The sequence below is a fragment of the Streptococcus sp. CL6.22 genome (genome assembly GCF_049738055.1).
In the GTDB taxonomy this organism is placed as follows: Bacteria; Bacillota; Bacilli; order Lactobacillales; family Streptococcaceae; genus Streptococcus; species Streptococcus mitis_DJ.
Map to the genome: position 1 here is coordinate 107,447 of NZ_JBKOTV010000005.1, position 18,180 is coordinate 125,626.

An 18,180-nucleotide genomic window follows, 5' to 3' on the forward strand; every position below is an offset into this window, starting at 1 on the left:
TATGTACGATTATCTAATCGTTGGTGCTGGTTTGTCTGGAGCAATTTTTGCTTATGAAGCAACCAAGCGTGGAAAAAAAGTAAAAGTTATTGATAAACGTGACCACATTGGTGGGAATATCTACTGTGAGAATGTAGAAGGGGTTAATGTTCATAAATATGGTGCACATATCTTCCATACTTCTAATAAGAAAGTCTGGGATTATGTTAATCAATTTGCTGAATTTAACAACTATATCAACTCGCCTGTAGCTAATTATAAGGGTAGCCTTTATAATCTACCTTTCAATATGAATACTTTCTATGCTATGTGGGGGACAAAAACTCCTCAAGAAGTGAAAAATAAGATTGCTGAGCAAACGGCTCATATGAAGGACGTTGAACCTAAAAACTTGGAAGAGCAAGCTATTAAGTTGATCGGTCTAGATATTTATGAAAAATTGATTAAAGGATATACTGAAAAGCAATGGGGACGTTCTGCGACTGACCTTCCACCGTTTATCATTAAACGTTTACCAGTTCGTTTAACCTTTGATAATAATTATTTTAACGACCGTTATCAAGGGATTCCAATTGGAGGGTACAACGTTATTATCGAAAATATGCTGAAGGATGTGGAAGTAGAACTTGGAGTTGACTTTTTTGCCAATCGTCAAGAATTAGAAGCTTCTGCTGAAAAAGTTGTCTTTACAGGGATGATTGACCAATACTTTGATTATAAACATGGTGAGTTAGAATACCGTAGTCTTCGTTTTGAGCATGAAGTTCTAGATGAAGAAAACTATCAAGGAAACGCAGTTGTAAACTATACAGAACGAGAAATTCCTTATACTCGTATTATTGAGCATAAACATTTTGAGTACGGCACACAAGATAAAACGGTCATTACTCGTGAGTACCCAGCAGATTGGAAACGAGGAGATGAACCTTATTATCCAATCAATGATGAGAGAAACAATGCTATGTTTGCTAAGTATCAAGAAGAAGCAGCACAGAATGATAAGGTGATTTTCTGCGGACGTTTAGCAGACTACAAATACTACGACATGCATGTGGTCATTGAACGTGCCCTACATGTTGTAGAGGAAGAGTTTAACAAAGATAATGAAGGATAAAATTGATATTGTTGTTTTATGGGTAGATGGGAATGATCCTAACTTTATTAAGGAAAAACAAAGAGTAACTAGTCAAAAGGAATCGTTAAATGCAGACGCTGATGGTGAACAGCGTTATCGAGAATATGGAATTTTTCAGTATTGGTTTCGTATGATTGAGAGACATGCACCGTGGGTCAATAATATTTATTTAATTACGAATGGTCAAAAGCCGAGCTGGCTGAACCTTAGTCATCCAAAGTTGAGATTTATATCACATAAGGAATTTATTCCAGAATCCTATCTTCCAACTTTTAATTCTGCGACTATTGAGTTAAATCTTCATAGAATTGAAGGCTTGTCTGAAAATTTTATTTATTTTAACGATGACATGTATTTGATAAAAGATGTAAAGCCTTCAGATTTCTTCAAAAATAATAAACCGAGGCTTTTAGCAGTTTACGATGCTTTAGTTCCATGGTCCTCGTATACAAACACTTATCATAATAACGTTGAATTGATTTATCGTCATTTCCCCAAAAAGCAAGCCTTAAAGTCTTCGCCTTGGAAATTTTTTAATTATAGATATGGTGCTTTAATATTGAAGAATATCTTATTACTTCCATGGGGCCCTACGGGGTATGTAAATCAACATCTTCCAGTTCCAATGAAAAAGAGTACTTTAGCTCATCTTTGGAAAATCGAGTCGGAGGTATTGGATAGAACGTCACGGAATCAATTCAGAAATTATGGGGTGGATGTGAATCAGTATATTTGTCAGCACTGGCAAATTGAAAGTAATGAGTTTTATCCAATTTCAAAAAATATGGGTGAATCAATTGAGCTAAATCAAATTGATAAGCTGAAGAAAATTTTTGGAAATAAGAAGCGAAAACTACTATGTGTGAATGATAGTATTAATATTGATGAAAGAAATATTATACTTTTCAAAAAATTATTAGAAGAACGCTATCCAGAAAAGTCATCTTTTGAAAAATGAAAGGTAAAATATGAAATACTACTTAAAAGAAGAATTTTTAAATGATGTTAACCAAAAAAATGCTGGCAATAAGGCACGTAATGATGTTGAAACTGTGTTAAATGAGTTGGGATATATCCCTTTAAGAGTATTGGTTGATGATTGGTATAAAATGAATGTACTCAAGGCACAGATACATAAATATCAAGCACTATCAAAAGCATTCAAACTTTTAAAAAGAGGCGATGAGATTGTTATCCAATTTCCATTATTACACCATTCCTTACTATTTAGTAATTTACTAAAATCCCTTAGAAAAAAAGGAGTTAAAACCTATTTTCTGATTCATGATTTAGAAACTTTACGTTTTGTAAATGATGAAACATTACCTTTTAGAATGAAATTACGTATGAAAATTACGGAGGGATCTTCTTTACATTATGTAAATGGTATTATTGCTCATAATAAAGTAATGAAAGGAGTATTAGTCAATAAAGGAGTTCTTGGAGAAAAAATTACTAATTTAGAAATCTTTGATTATTTAATTCCAGATTTTATAGAAAAAACTAGTTTAAGAAAAGAACAACCAATAATTGTTGCAGGAAATTTATCACAAGATAAAGCAGCATATCTATACTCATTACCTATAGAACCACAATTTAATTTATATGGTGTTGGATTTGATGAGTCTAGGAAGTTATCTAATGAAACCTACTTTGGTTCATTTCTTCCAGATGAACTTCCATCAGTATTGGAAGGAAGTTTTGGTTTAGTTTGGGATGGTGACAGTTCTGAGACTTGTAGTGGATTTTTTGGAGAGTATCTACGCTATAACAATTCTCATAAAGCGTCACTTTATTTGGCTTCTGGTTTCCCTATCATTGTTTGGAAGGAATCTGCTTTGTCTCATTTTGTCTTAAAGAATAATTGTGGTATCACAGTTGATTCTTTGTTTGACATACAAGAAACAATCAATAATATTTCGGAAGAAGAATATCAAGAGTTAGTAGAAAATGCACAAAAGGTAGGGAATAATATAAGATCAGGATATTATTTGAAAATAGCTTTAGAGAAACTAACTAAATACTTAGTTTAAATTCACTAAGTAATGTATCATTTGTCTCTGATTACTAATTAGAAAAATTCTAATTTAATATAGAAAGGTAGTTCGATTATGAAAGGTATTATCCTTGCAGGAGGTTCAGGAACTCGCTTGTATCCTTTGACTCGTGCTATATCCAAACAACTGATGCCGGTTTATGATAAACCCATGATTTATTATCCTCTATCGACACTCATGTTAGCTGGTATCAAAGATATTTTAATTATCTCTACTCCTCATGATTTACCTCGTTTTAAAGAGCTGCTTCAAGATGGTTCGGAGTTGGGAATTAATCTTTCTTATGCGGAACAACCTAGTCCAGATGGATTGGCTCAGGCCTTCATTATCGGTGAAAAATTTATTGGAAATGACAGTGTCGCCCTAATTTTAGGAGATAATATTTACTATGGTCCTGGTCTATCTAAAATGCTTCAGAAGGCTGCTAATAAGGAGAAAGGTGCAACTGTTTTTGGATATCAAGTTAAGGATCCTGAAAGATTTGGTGTTGTGGAATTTGATGAGGAGATGAATGCTATTTCTATTGAGGAAAAACCAGAACATCCTCGTTCCAATTATGCAGTGACCGGCCTTTATTTCTATGATAATGATGTTGTAGAAATTTCAAAAAATATTAAACCAAGCCCTCGTGGTGAATTGGAAATTACAGACGTAAACAAAGCATATCTAGAACGTGGAGACTTATCAGTTGAGCTAATGGGGCGTGGTTTTGCTTGGTTAGATACTGGAACTCATGAAAGTTTATTAGAGGCGTCACAGTACATTGAGACAGTGCAACGGATGCAAAATGTTCAAGTGGCAAACTTAGAAGAGATTGCTTATCGTATGGGTTATATCAGCCGTGAGGATGTATTAAAGTTAGCACAACCTCTTAAGAAAAATGAATACGGACAATATTTGCTCCGTTTGATTGGAGAAGAATAGATGACAGATAATTTTTTCGGTAAGACGCTTGCGGTTCGCAATGTCGAAGCTATTCCAGGTATGTTAGAATTTGATATCCCTGTTCATGGTGATAATCGTGGCTGGTTCAAAGAAAATTTCCAAAAGGAAAAAATGCTCCCTCTTGGTTTCCCAGAGTATTTCTTTACAGAAGGAAAATTACAAAATAATGTATCCTTCTCACGTAAAAATGTTCTCCGTGGTCTACACGCAGAACCTTGGGATAAGTACATTTCTGTAGCAGATGGTGGGAAGGTTCTGGGTTCTTGGGTTGATCTACGCGAGGGCGAAACTTTCGGAAATACCTATCAAACAGTAATTGATGCAAGTAAGGGTATCTTTGTTCCCCGTGGTGTGGCTAATGGATTTCAGGTTCTATCAGATACAGTCTCTTATAGCTATCTGGTCAACGATTATTGGGCATTAGATTTGAAACCTAAATATGCCTTTGTCAATTATGCAGATCCAGAATTAGGAATTGAGTGGGCCAATCTTGCTGAAGCAGAGGTTTCAGAAGCAGATAAAAATCATCCACTACTTAAGGATGTAAAACCTTTGAAAAAAGAAGATTTGTAAAAAAGGAAAGACTATGACTGAATACAAAAAAATTATCGTGACAGGTGGAGCAGGTTTTATCGGTTCTAACTTTGTTCATTATGTTTACAAGAACTTTCCAGATGTTCACGTGACAGTATTAGACAAGTTGACTTATGCTGGAAATCGCGCTAATATTGAAAAAATTTTAGGTGATCGTGTTGAGTTGGTTGTTGGAGATATTGCTGATGCGGAGTTGGTAGACAAGTTGGCTGTTCAAGCAGATGCTATCGTTCATTATGCAGCGGAAAGTCACAATGACAATTCACTGAATGATCCATCACCGTTTATACATACTAACTTCATCGGAACCTATACTCTTTTGGAAGCAGCTCGCAAATATAATATTCGCTTCCACCATGTGTCTACAGATGAAGTTTATGGGGATCTCCCTCTCCGTGAGGATTTGCCAGGATATGGTGAAGGTCCAGGTGAGAAATTTACTGCTGATACCAAATACAATCCTAGCTCTCCATACTCATCAACCAAGGCCGCTTCAGACTTGATTGTAAAAGCCTGGGTACGATCATTTGGTGTCAAGGCAACGATTTCCAACTGTTCAAATAACTACGGTCCTTATCAACACATTGAAAAATTCATCCCACGTCAGATCACCAACATCCTAAGTGGAATTAAGCCAAAACTTTATGGTGAAGGTAAGAATGTTCGTGACTGGATTCATACCAATGATCATTCTTCAGGAGTTTGGACAATCTTGACAAAAGGTCAAATCGGTGAAACCTACTTGATTGGAGCTGATGGGGAGAAGAACAATAAGGAAGTTTTGGAACTTATCCTTAAGGAAATGGGCCAAGCTGCAGATGCCTATGATCATGTAACTGACCGTGTAGGACATGACCTCCGCTATGCGATTGACGCTAGTAAGCTCCGTGATGAGTTAGGTTGGAAACCAGAATTTACTAATTTTGAAGCAGGTCTCAAAGAGACCATCAAGTGGTACACAGACAACCAAGACTGGTGGAAAGCAGAGAAAGAAGCTGTTGAAGCTAATTATGCTAAGACTCAGGAGATTATTAAATTATAAAAAGCAGGAAATCGCTGCTTTTTATTGCTATATTGGGAAGAGTTACAAAGTTGAAAGGTATAGAGATGATTTTAATTACAGGAGCAAAAGGCCAATTAGGAACTGAACTTCGTTATTTATTAGATGAGCGTAATGAAGAATACGTAGCAGTAGATGTGGCTGAGATGGATATTACAAATGAAGAAATGGTTGAGAAAGTTTTCGAAGAAGTTAAACCGACTTTAGTATACCACTGTGCTGCCTACACCGCTGTTGATGCAGCAGAGGATGAAGGGAAAGAATTAGACTTTGCTATCAATGTTACGGGGACAGAAAATGTCGCAAAAGCATCTGAAAAGCATGGTGCAACCCTAGTTTATATTTCCACCGACTATGTCTTTGACGGTAAGAAACCAGTTGGAGAAGAGTGGGAAGTTGATGATCGACCAGATCCACAGACAGAATATGGACGTACAAAGCGCATGGGAGAAGAGTTAGTTGAGAAGTATGTGTCTAATTTCTATATTATCCGTACTGCCTGGGTATTTGGAAATTACGGTAAAAACTTTGTTTTTACGATGCAAAACCTTGCGAAAACTCATAAGACATTAACGGTTGTAAATGACCAGCATGGTCGCCCAACTTGGACTCGTACCTTGGCTGAATTTATGACTTATCTAGCTGAAAATTGCAAGGAATTTGGTTACTATCATTTATCGAATGACGCAACAGAAGACACAACTTGGTATGATTTTGCAGTTGAAATTTTGAAAGATACAGATGTGGAAATCAAGCCAGTAGATTCAAGTCAATTTCCAGCAAAAGCTAAACGTCCGTTAAACTCAACAATGAGTCTGGCTAAAGCTAAAGCTACTGGATTTGTTATTCCAACTTGGCAAGATGCCTTGAAAGAATTTTATAAACAAGAAGTAAAAAGTGATATTAACTAATTTGAATCCTGGTCGTTAATGAACTCCCCACGAAAATAATAGATATAATATTCTCATGACAACAGCTTTGCAGTGTGTAAGAAATGAGTTAGATTAAAGAATTAAAACTGTTTCTCAGATGCTATTTACAAATATGATTAATAATTCCTTGACTACCTAATGTAGTTGAGGTATTTTTGATATTATTCATATTTTTGCAAATCTATTGTTTAAAAAATAATTTTCTAAAATTCTGAAAATTCTATTGACAGGACTTTAAAAAGGGTCTATAATGGATAGAAAAACAAAGGAGAATACTATGAAAACAAGGAAAGTATTGGCTCTTGCGGGAGTCACTTTATTAGCAGCTGGTGTCTTAGCGGCTTGTTCTGGTGGTTCTGCTACTAAAGGTGAGCAGACTTTTGCATTTACCTACGAGACAGACCCAGATAATCTCAACTATTTGACAACCAGCAAGGCAGCTACTTCAAACATTACTAGTAACGTCATTGATGGATTGCTTGAAAATGACCGTTATGGGAATCTTGTTCCCTCTATGGCAGAGGACTGGTCAGTTTCTAAAGATGGTTTGACCTACACTTATAAGATTCGTCAGGATGCCAAGTGGTACACATCTGAAGGGGAAGAATATGCTCCTGTCAAGGCTCAAGACTTTGTAACAGGTCTTAAATATGCAACAGATAAGAAATCACAAGCTCTTTACTTGGTACAGGATTCAATCAAGGGGCTGGATGCTTATGCTAAGGGAGAAAATAAAGATTTTTCTCAAGTTGGAATTAAAGCCCTTGACGATCAAACAGTCCAATACACTTTGAACAAACCTGAAAGTTTTTGGAATTCTAAAACAACAATGGGTGTCTTGGCACCAGTTAATGAAGAGTTTTTGAACTCAAAAGGGGATGATTTTGCTAAAGCGACAGATCCAAGCAGTATCTTGTATAATGGTCCTTATTTGTTAAAATCTCTTGTGGCTAAATCTTCCGTTGAATTTGCAAAAAACCCTAACTACTGGGATAAAGATAATGTTCATGTTGATAAGATAAAATTGTCATTCTGGGATGGTCAAGATACCAGCAAACCTGCGGAAAACTTTAAAGATGGTAGTCTTACAGCAGCCAGACTTTATCCTACAAATGCAAGTTTTGCAGAACTTGAAAAAACGATGAAGGACAATATTGTCTATACCCAACAAGACTCTACGACTTATCTAGTTGGTACAAATATTGATCGTCAGTCCTATAAATATACTTCTAAGACTAGCGACGAACAAAAGACATCTACTAAAAAGGCTCTCTTAAACAAGGATTTCCGTCAGGCTATTGCCTTTGGTTTTGATCGTACGGCCTATGCTTCACAAGTGAACGGTGCCAGTGGTGCAAGCAAAATTTTGCGTAATCTCTTTGTGCCACCAACATTTGTTCAAGCAGATGGGAAAAACTTTGGCGATATGGTCAAAGAAAAATTAGTAACCTATGGGGATGAATGGAAGGATGTTAATCTGGCCGATGCCCAAGATGGTCTCTACAATCCTGAAAAAGCCAAGGCCGAATTTGCCAAGGCTAAGTCAGCTTTACAGGCAGAAGGCGTGACTTTCCCAATTCACCTAGACATGCCTGTTGATCAGACAGCAACTACAAAAGTTCAACGTGTTCAATCTTTCAAACAATCGGTTGAAGAAACCTTGGGTACAGATAATGTCGTAATTGATATTCAACAACTACAAAAAGATGAAGTCTTGAATATTACCTACTTTGCTGAAACAGCAGCTGGGGAAGATTGGGATATTTCAGATAATGTTGGTTGGTCTCCAGACTTTGCGGATCCATCTACTTACCTCGATATTATCAAACCATCAGTTGGTGAAAACACTAAAACCTACTTTGGCTTTGATTCTGGTACAGATAATGCTGCAGCTAATGCTGCAGCTAAGAAGGTTGGTCTGAACGACTATGAGAAATTGGTAACTGAAGCTGGAAATGAGACAATAGATGTAGCAAAACGTTATGATAAGTATGCTACAGCCCAAGCTTGGTTGACAGATAGTGCCTTGATTATTCCAACAACATCACTCACTGGTCGCCCAATCTTGTCTAAGATGGTACCATTTACGATGCCGTTTGCCTTCTCTGGTAACAAGGGGACAAGCGATCCGCTCCTATACAAATACTTGGAACTTCAAGACAAGGCAGTCACTGTGGATGAATACCAAAAAGCTCAAGATAAATGGATGAAAGAAAAAGAAGAATCCAATAAAAAAGCGCAAGAAGAACTTGCAAAACATGTGAAATAAGATAAAAAGAAGTTAGTTATTCGCTAACTTCTTTTGGTTTATCGAAAATGAGTTGAAACCTCTCTTCACTTTCAAAGATTATGAAGATAATTTTTTTGTAGAAAAAATCCTGAGTTTTTATTCTCAGGATTTTCTTTCATCTCACTGTTGTGGTTGTTGAACTTGTGGATTTTGTGGCGTTGGTTGTACTGGTTGTGTCGGTTGAACAGCCTGGCCAGCTTGTCCTTGATTAGGATCAGTTGCTGGAGCATTATGTGGTTGTTGACCAACCGTCGTACTTGCCTGTGTAGTTGAACTTTCAGCTGTTGTGCTTGGAGTTTCTACCGTTTGTGTTTGTTGTGTTACTGAATTATTCCATGTGTTCTTGGCACTATTTTGGAAGACGAATTCTCCATTTCGGAATAGGCCGTCTGGCATCGTCCAATCTCCAGGTTGGTCATCTTCTGATAGATACGATATCATTGAGCGATAAACCTTAGCAGCAACTAGGAAACCATCTCCAACAATTGGAGTTAAACGATTTGAGTAACCAGTCCATACAGCCATAGAATACTTACGAGTATAACCTACAAACATTTCATCTGGAGCTACGTAGCCAGTGTTCTTGATATACTTTTCAATTTCGTCGTCAGTATAGTTAGAAGTACCTGTCTTACCTGCTTGTGGAAGCCATGGTAGGTAAGCACCCCGTCCGGTTCCGTAAGCTAAAACAGTTTTCATCATTTCGGTCATCATATAGGCAGTAGTTTCTTTCATAGCTCGTGTACCAGCATCAGAAAATTCTTTTTCACTACCATCACTAAAGACGATTTTATTGATATAGATTGGTTTGTGGTAAATACCACCATTAGCAAAGGCGGCATAAGCAGCAGCCATTTTTTCACTACTTGCACCGTACTGTTTGTTGGATTCAGTTGTGTTACTTGAAATGGCGTTTGCATAATGCATGCTTGGATAGTCGATACCCAGACCATTAAGGAAGGTTTTAGATCTATCTAGACCGACCTTATTCAAAGTCTCAACGGCTGTGACATTTCGTGATTGTTGGAGTGCATACTGAATTGTAATATTCCCAAAGTAACCATGATCCCAGTTGTAGACAGGAGTATCAGTACCAGGATAGTTATAAGGAACATCATGTACAATAGAAGCAGTAGAGTCATAGACTCCATATTCTAAAGCGGGAGCATAGTCAGTGATTGGTTTCATAGTAGAACCCCAGTCACGGTTGGTTTCAACGGCTTGGTTGATTCCAAAAGATACATTACTTGATTGGTGACGGGCCCCTAACTGAGCAATGACTTTACCATTCGTTACATCCACGATAGTGGAAGCTACTTGAAGTTCATCATCTGGATAAGCAACGTACTCATCTGTATTGTATACATCCCAAAGTCTCTGTTGAACATTTTTGTCGACATTAGTATAGACTTCCATACCTGTGGTAAGAAGGTTGTAGCCCGTTTCTTGTTCGACTTGGTCGATTACTTCTTTGAGGTAGTTGTCCATATAGGCTGGGTAACTATTGGCTGACTTCAAGCTTTGAAGACCGTCAGTGATAGGCGTATTAATAGCTTTTTCGTAATCTTCTGCACTGATATACTTCTGTCCCTTCATTTCTGAAAGTACCAAGTTACGACGCTCTAGAGCAGCTTCTGGATGGGAATATGGATCATATTGGTTTGGTGCTTGAGGCATTCCGGCTAGGAGTGCTAACTGTGGCAAGCTTAAATCCTTCAAGTCTTTTCCATAGTAATTTTCGGCTGCGGTTTGCATTCCATAGTTACCGTTAGACATGTAGACTTTGTTGATGTAGTAGGTCAGGATTTCTTGCTTGGTTGCTTTTTGCTCTAATTGAACGGCTAGCCAAGCTTCTTGGGCTTTACGTGACAAGGTTTGATCGGCAGTTGAAGTAGAGAAATAAGTTAATTTAATCAATTGCTGAGTCAAGGTTGAAGCCCCTTGGAGCCCTCCTTTCCCTTGGAGGTTTCTCAATGCCGCACCCATGATACGAATGGTATCAACACCTCTATGATCAAAGAAACGGTGGTCTTCGATAGACACGATGGCCTTGACCAAGTCAGTAGGAATTTCATTTGCTTGGGCATTTACGCGACGTTCAGATCCAAGGTCAGCAATCAGTTCGTTTTTGTTGTCATAAATCTTGCTAGAGGTTGTCGCAACTAATTTACTTTCAGATAAGGTTGGAGCCTTGCTAACAAAGTAGAGGAAGATACCTCCACCCAATAGAAATAATGCGATAAATAAGGTAAGAAATGTAATTCCAATATACTTTAAGAATCGCAGAATAGTTTGTTTATTCATCTTGTTTTACCACCTAGTAAATGTTCTTTGATAATATCGAGATAGGGAATTTGAGGGAAAGCTCCTTGCTTTACTAAATATCCGTATTCTTGAATATATCCAAGTGGCATTGATTTTTGACCCTTATCTTGATGATAAAAGCGAATCAAATCAAGTGCCGGCAACAAATAAGTTTCTTGTCGAGAAGAAAAATGAAGCAGTACGAAGCAAATGCCCTGCTGTTCTAGAACTTGTTCCATATGTTGAATCTGGTGAAGATGGAAGTTCTTCATTGGGATAGCATTTTTTTGCCGCGTTTCCTTGGCTTCAAAGTCAATGTAATGTCCTCTATATACGCCAGAGTAATCTGTTGTGGAAGCTTGTCTAAAATAGGCTTCTACAATTTTGGCTCGACTACGTTGAGGATAGTCTACTCGAACGATTTGAACAGGCGTTGGCTTTTTATGGATAACTGCCATACCATGCATCAGATAGTAGTCGTTTGTAGCGTTAATCATCTTTTCAAATGTCATTCCTCGATTTGCGAAATTTTTTGGTTGAGAAATGGATGTTTGGCTTTTTTTTGATGAAATTTTATGAGGATAGTTGACCATATTTCTCCTTATTGGTACAATAACATCACTCTATTATACCATAAAAATAGAAAGAAAGGTGTAAAAATGACTACAGCTTTAATTATGGGATATTCTAATTTTGACTTGGGTTTGTTTAATGAAAAAGATATCAGGCTAAAAATTATAAAGAAAGCCATTCGCCGTGATTTAGAAAGTTTAGCAGAAGAAGGGATTAAATGGCTGGTCTTTACAGGAAACTTGGGATTTGAATCTTGGGTGCTGGATGTCGCAAATGAAATGAAAGAAGACTATGATTTCAGCCTAGCGACCATTTTTGATTTTGAAACACACGGGGAAAATTGGAATGAAGCGAATCAGCTTAAACTTAGCCAATTTAAGAAGGTCGATTTTGTCAAATATGCCTATCCTAAATATGAACATATGGGGCAACTACGAGACTACCAACGATTTTTACTGGAAAATACTGATTTAGCTTATTTTTTCTATGATCCAGAAAATGAGACTAAATTAAAATTTATAGACAATTTGATGAAAAATCAGGAAGGTTATCGCATAAAAAGGCTAACCTTTGAAGACTTAAATGAGCTAGTAGAAAATTTTTCTGAAAAGTAAGGCTTTGACCTTGATTTTTGTTTGTCTTTTTTTATATAATAATACTATTAGAAACCGAGAATGGAGAGAGAGATGGCAAGTATTATTTTTTCAGCAAAAGATATTTTCGAGCAAGAGTTTGGACGTGAAGTCCGTGGGTATAGTAAGGTTGAAGTTGATGAATTTTTGGACGATGTCATCAAGGACTATGAAACTTATGCTGCCTTAGTCAAGTCTCTCCGTCAAGAAATTGCAGAGTTGAAGGAAGAATTGTCTCGCAAACCTGAATCTGCACCGGTTCAAGCAGAACCACTTGAAATGACAGCAACAACTTCTATGACGAATTTTGATATTTTAAAACGTTTAAATCGTCTTGAGAAAGAAGTATTTGGTAAACAAATTTTGGATAACTCTGATTTATAAGATCTTATTTGAAAAGTGCAATTTTTGGATAATCGCGTGAGGAGAATTTCTTTTCATGAGGAAAGTCCATGCTAGCACAGGCTGTGATGCCTGTAGTGTTTGTGCTAGGCGAAACCATAAGCCTAGGGACGAGAAATCGTTACGGCAGTTGAAATGGCTAAGTCCTTGGATAGGCCAGAGTAGGCTTGAAAGTGCCACAGTGACGGAGTCTTTCTGGAAACAGAGAGAGTGGAACGCGGTAAACCCCTCAAGCTAGCAACCCAAATTTCGGTCGGGGCATGGAGTACACGGAAACGAACGTAGTACTCTGACTGCTACCAGCTCTAGGCTGTTAGTAGTAGACAGATGATTATCGAAGGAAGTGGTCCTAGTCACTTCTGGAACAAAACATGGCTTATAGAAAATTGCATATAGGTTGGGGCTGAGAAAACTTTCTCAACCTCATTTTTTAAAGTGGACATATAGAAAGGTCTTATAAGACTGAAAATGAAAAAAGAATTTAATTTAATCGCTACTGCTGCAGCAGGTCTTGAAGCTGTTGTTGGACGAGAAGTGCGAGAGTTGGGCTACGATTGTCAGGTTGAAAACGGCCGTGTTCGTTTTCAAGGAGATGCGAAAGCCATCATCGAAACCAACCTCTGGCTTCGGGCAGCAGACCGTATCAAAATTATCGTAGGAACGTTCCCAGCTAAGACTTTTGAAGAGCTCTTCCAGGGAGTTTTCGCTCTAGATTGGGAAAATTATTTACCGCTTGGGGCTCGTTTTCCGATTTCGAAAGCAAAATGTGTTAAATCTAAACTTCACAATGAACCCAGTGTACAGGCTATTTCAAAGAAGGCTGTTGTTAAAAAGTTGCAAAAACACTACGCCCGCCCAGAAGATGTTCCTCTGATGGAGAATGGCCCAGAGTTTAAGATTGAGGTCTCTATTCTGAAAGACATAGCAACTGTCATGATTGATACGACAGGGGCTAGCCTCTTTAAACGTGGCTATCGTACCGAAAAAGGTGGTGCTCCTATCAAGGAAAACATGGCGGCAGCCATTTTGCAACTCTCTAACTGGTATCCAGACAAGCCCTTGATTGATCCGACCTGTGGTTCAGGAACTTTCTGTATCGAGGCAGTTATGATTGCTAGAAAAATGGCTCCAGGTCTTCGTCGCTCCTTTGCTTTTGAGGAATGGAACTGGATTAGCGATCGCTTGATTCAAGAAGTTCGCACAGAGGCGGCTAAGAAAGTGGATCGTGAGCTTGAGCTAGATATCATGGGCTGTGATATCGATGCTCGCATGGTGGAAATTGCTAAGGCTAATGCACAGGCAGCAGGTGTTGCAGGAGATATTACCTTTAAGCAGATGCGCGTGCAGGATTTGCGTTCTGATAAAATCAATGGAGTGATTATCTCTAACCCACCTTATGGAGAACGCTTGTCAGATGATGCAGGGGTTACTAAGCTTTATGCTGAGATGGGGCAAGTATTTGCGCCTCTGAAAACCTGGAGTAAGTTTATCCTAACTAGCGATGAAGCCTTTGAGATCAAGTACGGTAGTCAAGCGGATAAGAAGCGTAAGTTGTACAACGGAACTTTAAAAGTTGATTTGTATCAATATTTTGGTCAACGTATTAAACGTCAGGAAGTAAAGTAGGAAGGAAAACTCATGAGTAAGAAAAGACGGAATCGTCATAAAACAGAACATCAAGAAGCGCAATTTGATTTTGATGATGCCAAAGAGCTAACGGTTGGAGAAGCCATGCGAAAAAATGAAGAGGTGGAAGCAGGTGTGTTGCCTGGAGATTCTATCTTGGACAAGTATGTGAAACAACATAAAGATGAAATTGAAGCAGATAAGTTTGAAACACGTCAGTTTAGCAAGGATGATCTAGTTGAAAAAGAAGAGGTAGAAGAGATAGAGGAGACTCAGACTCTGGATAATTTGCTTCAAGAGCTTCGTGAGGAAACAGGAGTAACTTCTCCAGATCAAGAAGATGAATTGCGTCAGTTTGATGATTTAGAATTAACACGAGTTTCAGAAGCTCCTCTTGTCGAAGAATTTGAGACGGAAGAGGTACCATTAGTTGGAACGGAAGAGGCTCTCACACGTTCTCGAGTCACAGATAGTGAAGATGGAAAAAGTAAGAAGAAATGGGTGCTTTACGGTATTCTAGCAGCTTTAGTGGTTCTTATCCTTGGAACTGGTTATTATGTTTATCGTCAAGTGGCTCGTTCGACCAAGGAAATCCAAACTTCTCAATCAACTACAAATACGCAGTCAGATGCGGAAGAATTCAATAATTTATATGATGCCTTCTATACAGATAGCAATAAAACGGCTTTGAAAAATAGCCAGTTTGATAAGTTGAGCCAACTGAAGACCCTGCTTGATAAGCTGGAAGGTAGTCGTGAACATACCCTTGCCAAATCGAAGTATGATAGTCTAGCAACGCAAATCAAGGCCATTCAAGATGTAAATGCACAATTTGAGAAGCCAGCTATTGTTGATGGTGTGTTAGATACCAATGCCAAAGCCAAATCGAATGCTAAATTTACAGATATTAAAACTGGGAATACGGAGCTGGATAAATTGCTAGATAAGGCTATTAGCCTTGGTAAGAGCCAGCAAACAAGTACTTCTAGCTCAAGTTCAAGTCAAACTAGTAGCTCTAGTCAAGCAAGTTCAAATACTACTAGTGAGACAAGCCCAAGTAGCTCAAATACTGCATCAAATGAGACTAGAAGTTCTCGTAGTGAAATCAATATGGGCGTATCAAGTGCAGGAGTTGCTGTTCAAAGAAGTGCGAGTCGTGTTTCTTATAACCAGTCTGCTATTGATGATAGCAATAACTCTGCTTGGGATTTCGCTGATGGCGTCTTGGAACAAATCCTAGCGACTTCACGCTCACGTGGTTATATCACTGGTAACCAATACATCCTCGAACGTGTCAATATCGTTAATGGCAATGGTTATTACAACCTCTACAAGCCAGATGGAACCTATCTCTTTACCCTTAACTGTAAGACAGGATATTTTGTTGGAAATGGTTCTGGACATGCGGATGACTTGGACTACTAAGCAGTCGTTACAAAATTCTTTCTTTTCAAAAGTAAAAATGATAAAATAAAACAAATTAAACAAGAGGAGTGTCAAATGACAAAAGCTAACTTTGGTGTCGTAGGTATGGCCGTAATGGGTCGTAACCTTGCCCTTAATATTGAATCTCGTGGTTACACAGTTGCTATTTACAACCGTAGTAAAGAAAAAACGGAAGATGTGATTGCTTGCCATCCTGAAAAGAACTTTGTACCAAGCTATGACGTTGAAAGTTTTGTAAACTCAATCGAAAAACCTCGTCGTATCATGCTTATGGTTCAAGCTGGACCTGGTACAGATGCTACTATCCAAGCCCTTCTTCCACACCTTGACAAAGGTGATATCTTGATCGACGGCGGAAACACTTTCTACAAAGATACAATTCGTCGTAATGAAGAATTGGCAAACTCAGGTATCAACTTTATCGGTACTGGGGTTTCTGGTGGTGAAAAAGGTGCCCTTGAAGGTCCTTCTATCATGCCTGGTGGACAAAAAGAGGCCTACGAATTGGTTGCAGATGTTCTTGAAGAAATTTCAGCTAAAGCACCAGAAGATGGCAAACCATGTGTGACTTACATCGGTCCTGATGGAGCTGGTCACTATGTGAAAATGGTTCACAACGGTATCGAGTATGGTGATATGCAATTGATCGCAGAAAGCTATGACTTGATGCAACACTTGCTAGGCCTTTCTGCAGAAGATATGGCTGAAATCTTTACTGAGTGGAATAAGGGTGAATTGGACAGCTACTTGATCGAAATCACAGCTGATATCTTGAGCCGTAAAGACGATGAAGGCCAAGATGGACCAATCGTAGACTACATCCTTGATGCTGCAGGTAACAAGGGAACTGGTAAATGGACTAGTCAATCATCACTTGACCTTGGTGTGCCATTGTCACTCATCACTGAGTCAGTATTTGCACGTTACATCTCTACTTACAAAGAAGAACGCGTACATGCTAGCAAGGTTCTTCCAAAACCAGCTGCCTTCAAATTTGAAGGAGATAAGGCTGAGTTGATTGAAAAAATCCGTCAAGCCCTTTACTTCTCAAAAATCATTTCATACGCACAAGGTTTTGCTCAATTGCGTGTAGCTTCTAAAGAAAACAACTGGAACTTGCCATTTGCGGACATCGCATCTATCTGGCGTGATGGCTGTATCATCCGTTCTCGTTTCTTGCAAAAGATTACAGATGCTTACAACCGTGATGCAGACCTTGCCAACCTTCTTTTGGATGAATACTTCTTGGATGTTACTGCTAAGTACCAACAAGCAGTGCGTGACATCGTAGCTCTTGCGGTTCAAGCTGGTGTACCAGTGCCAACCTTCTCAGCAGCCATTACTTACTTTGATAGCTACCGTTCAGCTGACCTTCCAGCTAACTTGATCCAAGCACAACGTGACTACTTTGGTGCCCACACTTACCAACGTAAAGACAAAGAAGGAACCTTCCACTACTCTTGGTATGACGAAAAATAAGTAGGTCTGCCATGGGGAAACGGATTTTATTACTTGAGAAAGAACGAAATCTAGCTCATTTTTTAAGTTTGGAACTCCAAAAAGAGCAATACCGAGTTGATCAGGTTGAGGAGGGGCAAAAAGCCCTTTCCATGGCTCTTCAGACAGACTATGACTTGATTTTATTGAATGCTCATCTGGGGGATATGACAGCCCAGGATTTTGCAGACAAGCTGAGCCGAACTAAGCCAGCTTCAGTCATTATGGTCTTGGACCATCGCGAAGACTTGCAAGATCAGATTGAGGCAATCCAACGCTTTGCCGTTTCGTACATCTATAAGCCAGTTATTATTGAGAATTTGGTGGCTCGTATTTCAGCGATTTTCCGAGGTCGGGACTTTATCGACCAACACTGTAGTCAGATGAAGGTTCCAACGTCTTACCGCAATCTGCGTATGGATGTAGAACATCATACTGTTTATCGTGGCGAAGAGATGATTGCTCTGACGCGTCGTGAGTATGATCTTTTGGCTACTCTTATGGGAAGCAAGAAAGTTCTGACTCGTGAGCAGTTGTTGGAAAGTGTCTGGAAGTATGAAAGTGCGACCGAAACAAATATCGTGGATGTCTATATCCGTTATCTACGTAGCAAGCTTGATGTAAAAGGTCAGAAAAGCTACATTAAAACCGTTCGTGGTGTCGGTTACACCATGCAAGAATAGAAAA

At 38.5% G+C, this 18,180-nt stretch carries 16 protein-coding genes and 1 other RNA gene; 15 read left to right on the plus strand and 2 right to left on the minus strand.

The genetic code is table 11. From position 1 onward, the window contains the following. Nucleotide 1 precedes the first annotated feature (1 nt). From glf to ACLNCW_RS03745, 8 genes are all read left to right on the plus strand, one after another. Nucleotides 2-1,114: a UDP-galactopyranose mutase gene (glf, locus tag ACLNCW_RS03710; protein ID WP_049546749.1), complete on the plus strand. Its 1,113-nt coding sequence runs from the start codon at nt 2-4 to the stop codon at nt 1,112-1,114. Beyond that, nucleotides 1,101-2,093 (plus strand): stealth family protein, encoded by a 993-nt coding sequence (locus tag ACLNCW_RS03715; protein ID WP_025169761.1) that lies wholly within the window; start codon nt 1,101-1,103, stop codon nt 2,091-2,093. Before glf ends, ACLNCW_RS03715 begins: the two co-directional genes overlap by 14 nt. A gap of 10 nt (nt 2,094-2,103) precedes the next feature. Continuing rightward, nucleotides 2,104-3,168 carry a sugar transferase gene (locus ACLNCW_RS03720; RefSeq protein ID WP_024056727.1) on the plus strand — a complete coding sequence of 355 codons (1,065 nt, stop codon included), beginning with the start codon at nt 2,104-2,106 and terminating at the stop codon, nt 3,166-3,168. 78 nt (nt 3,169-3,246) lie between these two features. Continuing rightward, nucleotides 3,247-4,116: a glucose-1-phosphate thymidylyltransferase RfbA gene (gene rfbA, locus ACLNCW_RS03725; RefSeq protein ID WP_033685501.1), complete on the plus strand. Its 870-nt coding sequence runs from the start codon at nt 3,247-3,249 to the stop codon at nt 4,114-4,116. Next, nucleotides 4,117-4,710, plus strand: a complete 594-nt coding sequence (locus ACLNCW_RS03730) for a dTDP-4-dehydrorhamnose 3,5-epimerase family protein (RefSeq protein WP_033685499.1) — start codon at nt 4,117-4,119, stop codon at nt 4,708-4,710. A 13-nt stretch (nt 4,711-4,723) separates the two neighbouring features. Then, complete coding sequence (gene rfbB, locus ACLNCW_RS03735; RefSeq protein WP_033685497.1) at nt 4,724-5,773, plus strand: dTDP-glucose 4,6-dehydratase; 1,050 nt, start codon at nt 4,724-4,726, stop codon at nt 5,771-5,773. Nucleotides 5,774-5,838: 65 nt separating this feature from the next. Beyond that, nucleotides 5,839-6,702 (plus strand): dTDP-4-dehydrorhamnose reductase, encoded by an 864-nt coding sequence (gene rfbD / locus ACLNCW_RS03740; RefSeq protein WP_000600892.1) that lies wholly within the window; start codon nt 5,839-5,841, stop codon nt 6,700-6,702. Between the two features lie 298 nt (nt 6,703-7,000). Then, on the plus strand, nt 7,001-8,992 hold the full coding sequence (locus tag ACLNCW_RS03745) for a peptide ABC transporter substrate-binding protein (RefSeq protein ID WP_424845382.1): 1,992 nt from the start codon (nt 7,001-7,003) through the stop codon (nt 8,990-8,992). Nucleotides 8,993-9,133: 141 nt separating this feature from the next. Here ACLNCW_RS03745 and pbp1a read toward each other — a convergent pair whose 3' ends face one another. Both pbp1a and recU read right to left on the minus strand, forming a co-directional pair. Further along, nucleotides 9,134-11,317 carry a penicillin-binding protein PBP1A gene (gene pbp1a / locus ACLNCW_RS03750; protein ID WP_203212674.1) on the minus strand — a complete coding sequence of 728 codons (2,184 nt, stop codon included), beginning with the start codon at nt 11,315-11,317 and terminating at the stop codon, nt 9,134-9,136. Then, the gene (recU, locus tag ACLNCW_RS03755) at nt 11,314-11,910 is read right to left on the minus strand and encodes a Holliday junction resolvase RecU (protein WP_203212675.1); all 597 of its coding nucleotides are present in this window, start codon (nt 11,908-11,910) and stop codon (nt 11,314-11,316) included. Before recU ends, pbp1a begins: the two co-directional genes overlap by 4 nt. Nucleotides 11,911-11,976: 66 nt before the next feature. Here recU and ACLNCW_RS03760 point away from each other — a divergent pair, with 66 nt between their 5' ends. The 7 genes from ACLNCW_RS03760 to ACLNCW_RS03790 all read left to right on the plus strand — a co-directional run bounded on the left by ACLNCW_RS03760 (nt 11,977) and on the right by ACLNCW_RS03790 (nt 18,176). Continuing rightward, nucleotides 11,977-12,504, plus strand: coding sequence for a DUF1273 domain-containing protein (locus ACLNCW_RS03760; protein ID WP_070528757.1), 528 nt, complete (start codon nt 11,977-11,979; stop codon nt 12,502-12,504). A 72-nt stretch (nt 12,505-12,576) separates the two neighbouring features. After that, the gene (gene gpsB / locus ACLNCW_RS03765; protein WP_000146534.1) at nt 12,577-12,906 is read left to right on the plus strand and encodes a cell division regulator GpsB; all 330 of its coding nucleotides are present in this window, start codon (nt 12,577-12,579) and stop codon (nt 12,904-12,906) included. A gap of 20 nt (nt 12,907-12,926) precedes the next feature. Then, nucleotides 12,927-13,308: RNase P RNA component class B (rnpB, locus tag ACLNCW_RS03770), an RNA gene on the plus strand. 84 nt (nt 13,309-13,392) lie between these two features. Beyond that, nucleotides 13,393-14,550, plus strand: coding sequence for a THUMP domain-containing class I SAM-dependent RNA methyltransferase (locus ACLNCW_RS03775; protein WP_424845383.1), 1,158 nt, complete (start codon nt 13,393-13,395; stop codon nt 14,548-14,550). Between the two features lie 12 nt (nt 14,551-14,562). Then, on the plus strand, nt 14,563-15,975 hold the full coding sequence (mapZ, locus tag ACLNCW_RS03780; protein ID WP_261445682.1) for a cell division site-positioning protein MapZ: 1,413 nt from the start codon (nt 14,563-14,565) through the stop codon (nt 15,973-15,975). Nucleotides 15,976-16,050: 75 nt separating this feature from the next. Then, the gene (gndA, locus tag ACLNCW_RS03785; RefSeq protein ID WP_000158778.1) at nt 16,051-17,475 is read left to right on the plus strand and encodes an NADP-dependent phosphogluconate dehydrogenase; all 1,425 of its coding nucleotides are present in this window, start codon (nt 16,051-16,053) and stop codon (nt 17,473-17,475) included. A gap of 11 nt (nt 17,476-17,486) precedes the next feature. Next, nucleotides 17,487-18,176: a response regulator transcription factor gene (locus tag ACLNCW_RS03790; RefSeq protein ID WP_000518027.1), complete on the plus strand. Its 690-nt coding sequence runs from the start codon at nt 17,487-17,489 to the stop codon at nt 18,174-18,176. Nucleotides 18,177-18,180 lie beyond the last annotated feature (4 nt).

Coding starts and splice junctions, on each gene's coding strand:
- ACLNCW_RS03790 (WP_000518027.1), top strand. CDS start 17,487: ATGGGGAAACGGATTTTATTACTTGAGAAAGAACGAAATCTAGCTCAT.
- pbp1a (WP_203212674.1), bottom strand. CDS start 11,317: ATGAATAAACAAACTATTCTGCGATTCTTAAAGTATATTGGAATTACA.
- glf (WP_049546749.1), top strand. CDS start 2: ATGTACGATTATCTAATCGTTGGTGCTGGTTTGTCTGGAGCAATTTTT.
- mapZ (WP_261445682.1), top strand. CDS start 14,563: ATGAGTAAGAAAAGACGGAATCGTCATAAAACAGAACATCAAGAAGCG.
- ACLNCW_RS03760 (WP_070528757.1), top strand. CDS start 11,977: ATGACTACAGCTTTAATTATGGGATATTCTAATTTTGACTTGGGTTTG.
- ACLNCW_RS03720 (WP_024056727.1), top strand. CDS start 2,104: ATGAAATACTACTTAAAAGAAGAATTTTTAAATGATGTTAACCAAAAA.
- gpsB (WP_000146534.1), top strand. CDS start 12,577: ATGGCAAGTATTATTTTTTCAGCAAAAGATATTTTCGAGCAAGAGTTT.
- rfbA (WP_033685501.1), top strand. CDS start 3,247: ATGAAAGGTATTATCCTTGCAGGAGGTTCAGGAACTCGCTTGTATCCT.
- rfbD (WP_000600892.1), top strand. CDS start 5,839: ATGATTTTAATTACAGGAGCAAAAGGCCAATTAGGAACTGAACTTCGT.
- recU (WP_203212675.1), bottom strand. CDS start 11,910: ATGGTCAACTATCCTCATAAAATTTCATCAAAAAAAAGCCAAACATCC.
- ACLNCW_RS03745 (WP_424845382.1), top strand. CDS start 7,001: ATGAAAACAAGGAAAGTATTGGCTCTTGCGGGAGTCACTTTATTAGCA.
- rfbB (WP_033685497.1), top strand. CDS start 4,724: ATGACTGAATACAAAAAAATTATCGTGACAGGTGGAGCAGGTTTTATC.
- ACLNCW_RS03730 (WP_033685499.1), top strand. CDS start 4,117: ATGACAGATAATTTTTTCGGTAAGACGCTTGCGGTTCGCAATGTCGAA.
- gndA (WP_000158778.1), top strand. CDS start 16,051: ATGACAAAAGCTAACTTTGGTGTCGTAGGTATGGCCGTAATGGGTCGT.
- ACLNCW_RS03775 (WP_424845383.1), top strand. CDS start 13,393: ATGAAAAAAGAATTTAATTTAATCGCTACTGCTGCAGCAGGTCTTGAA.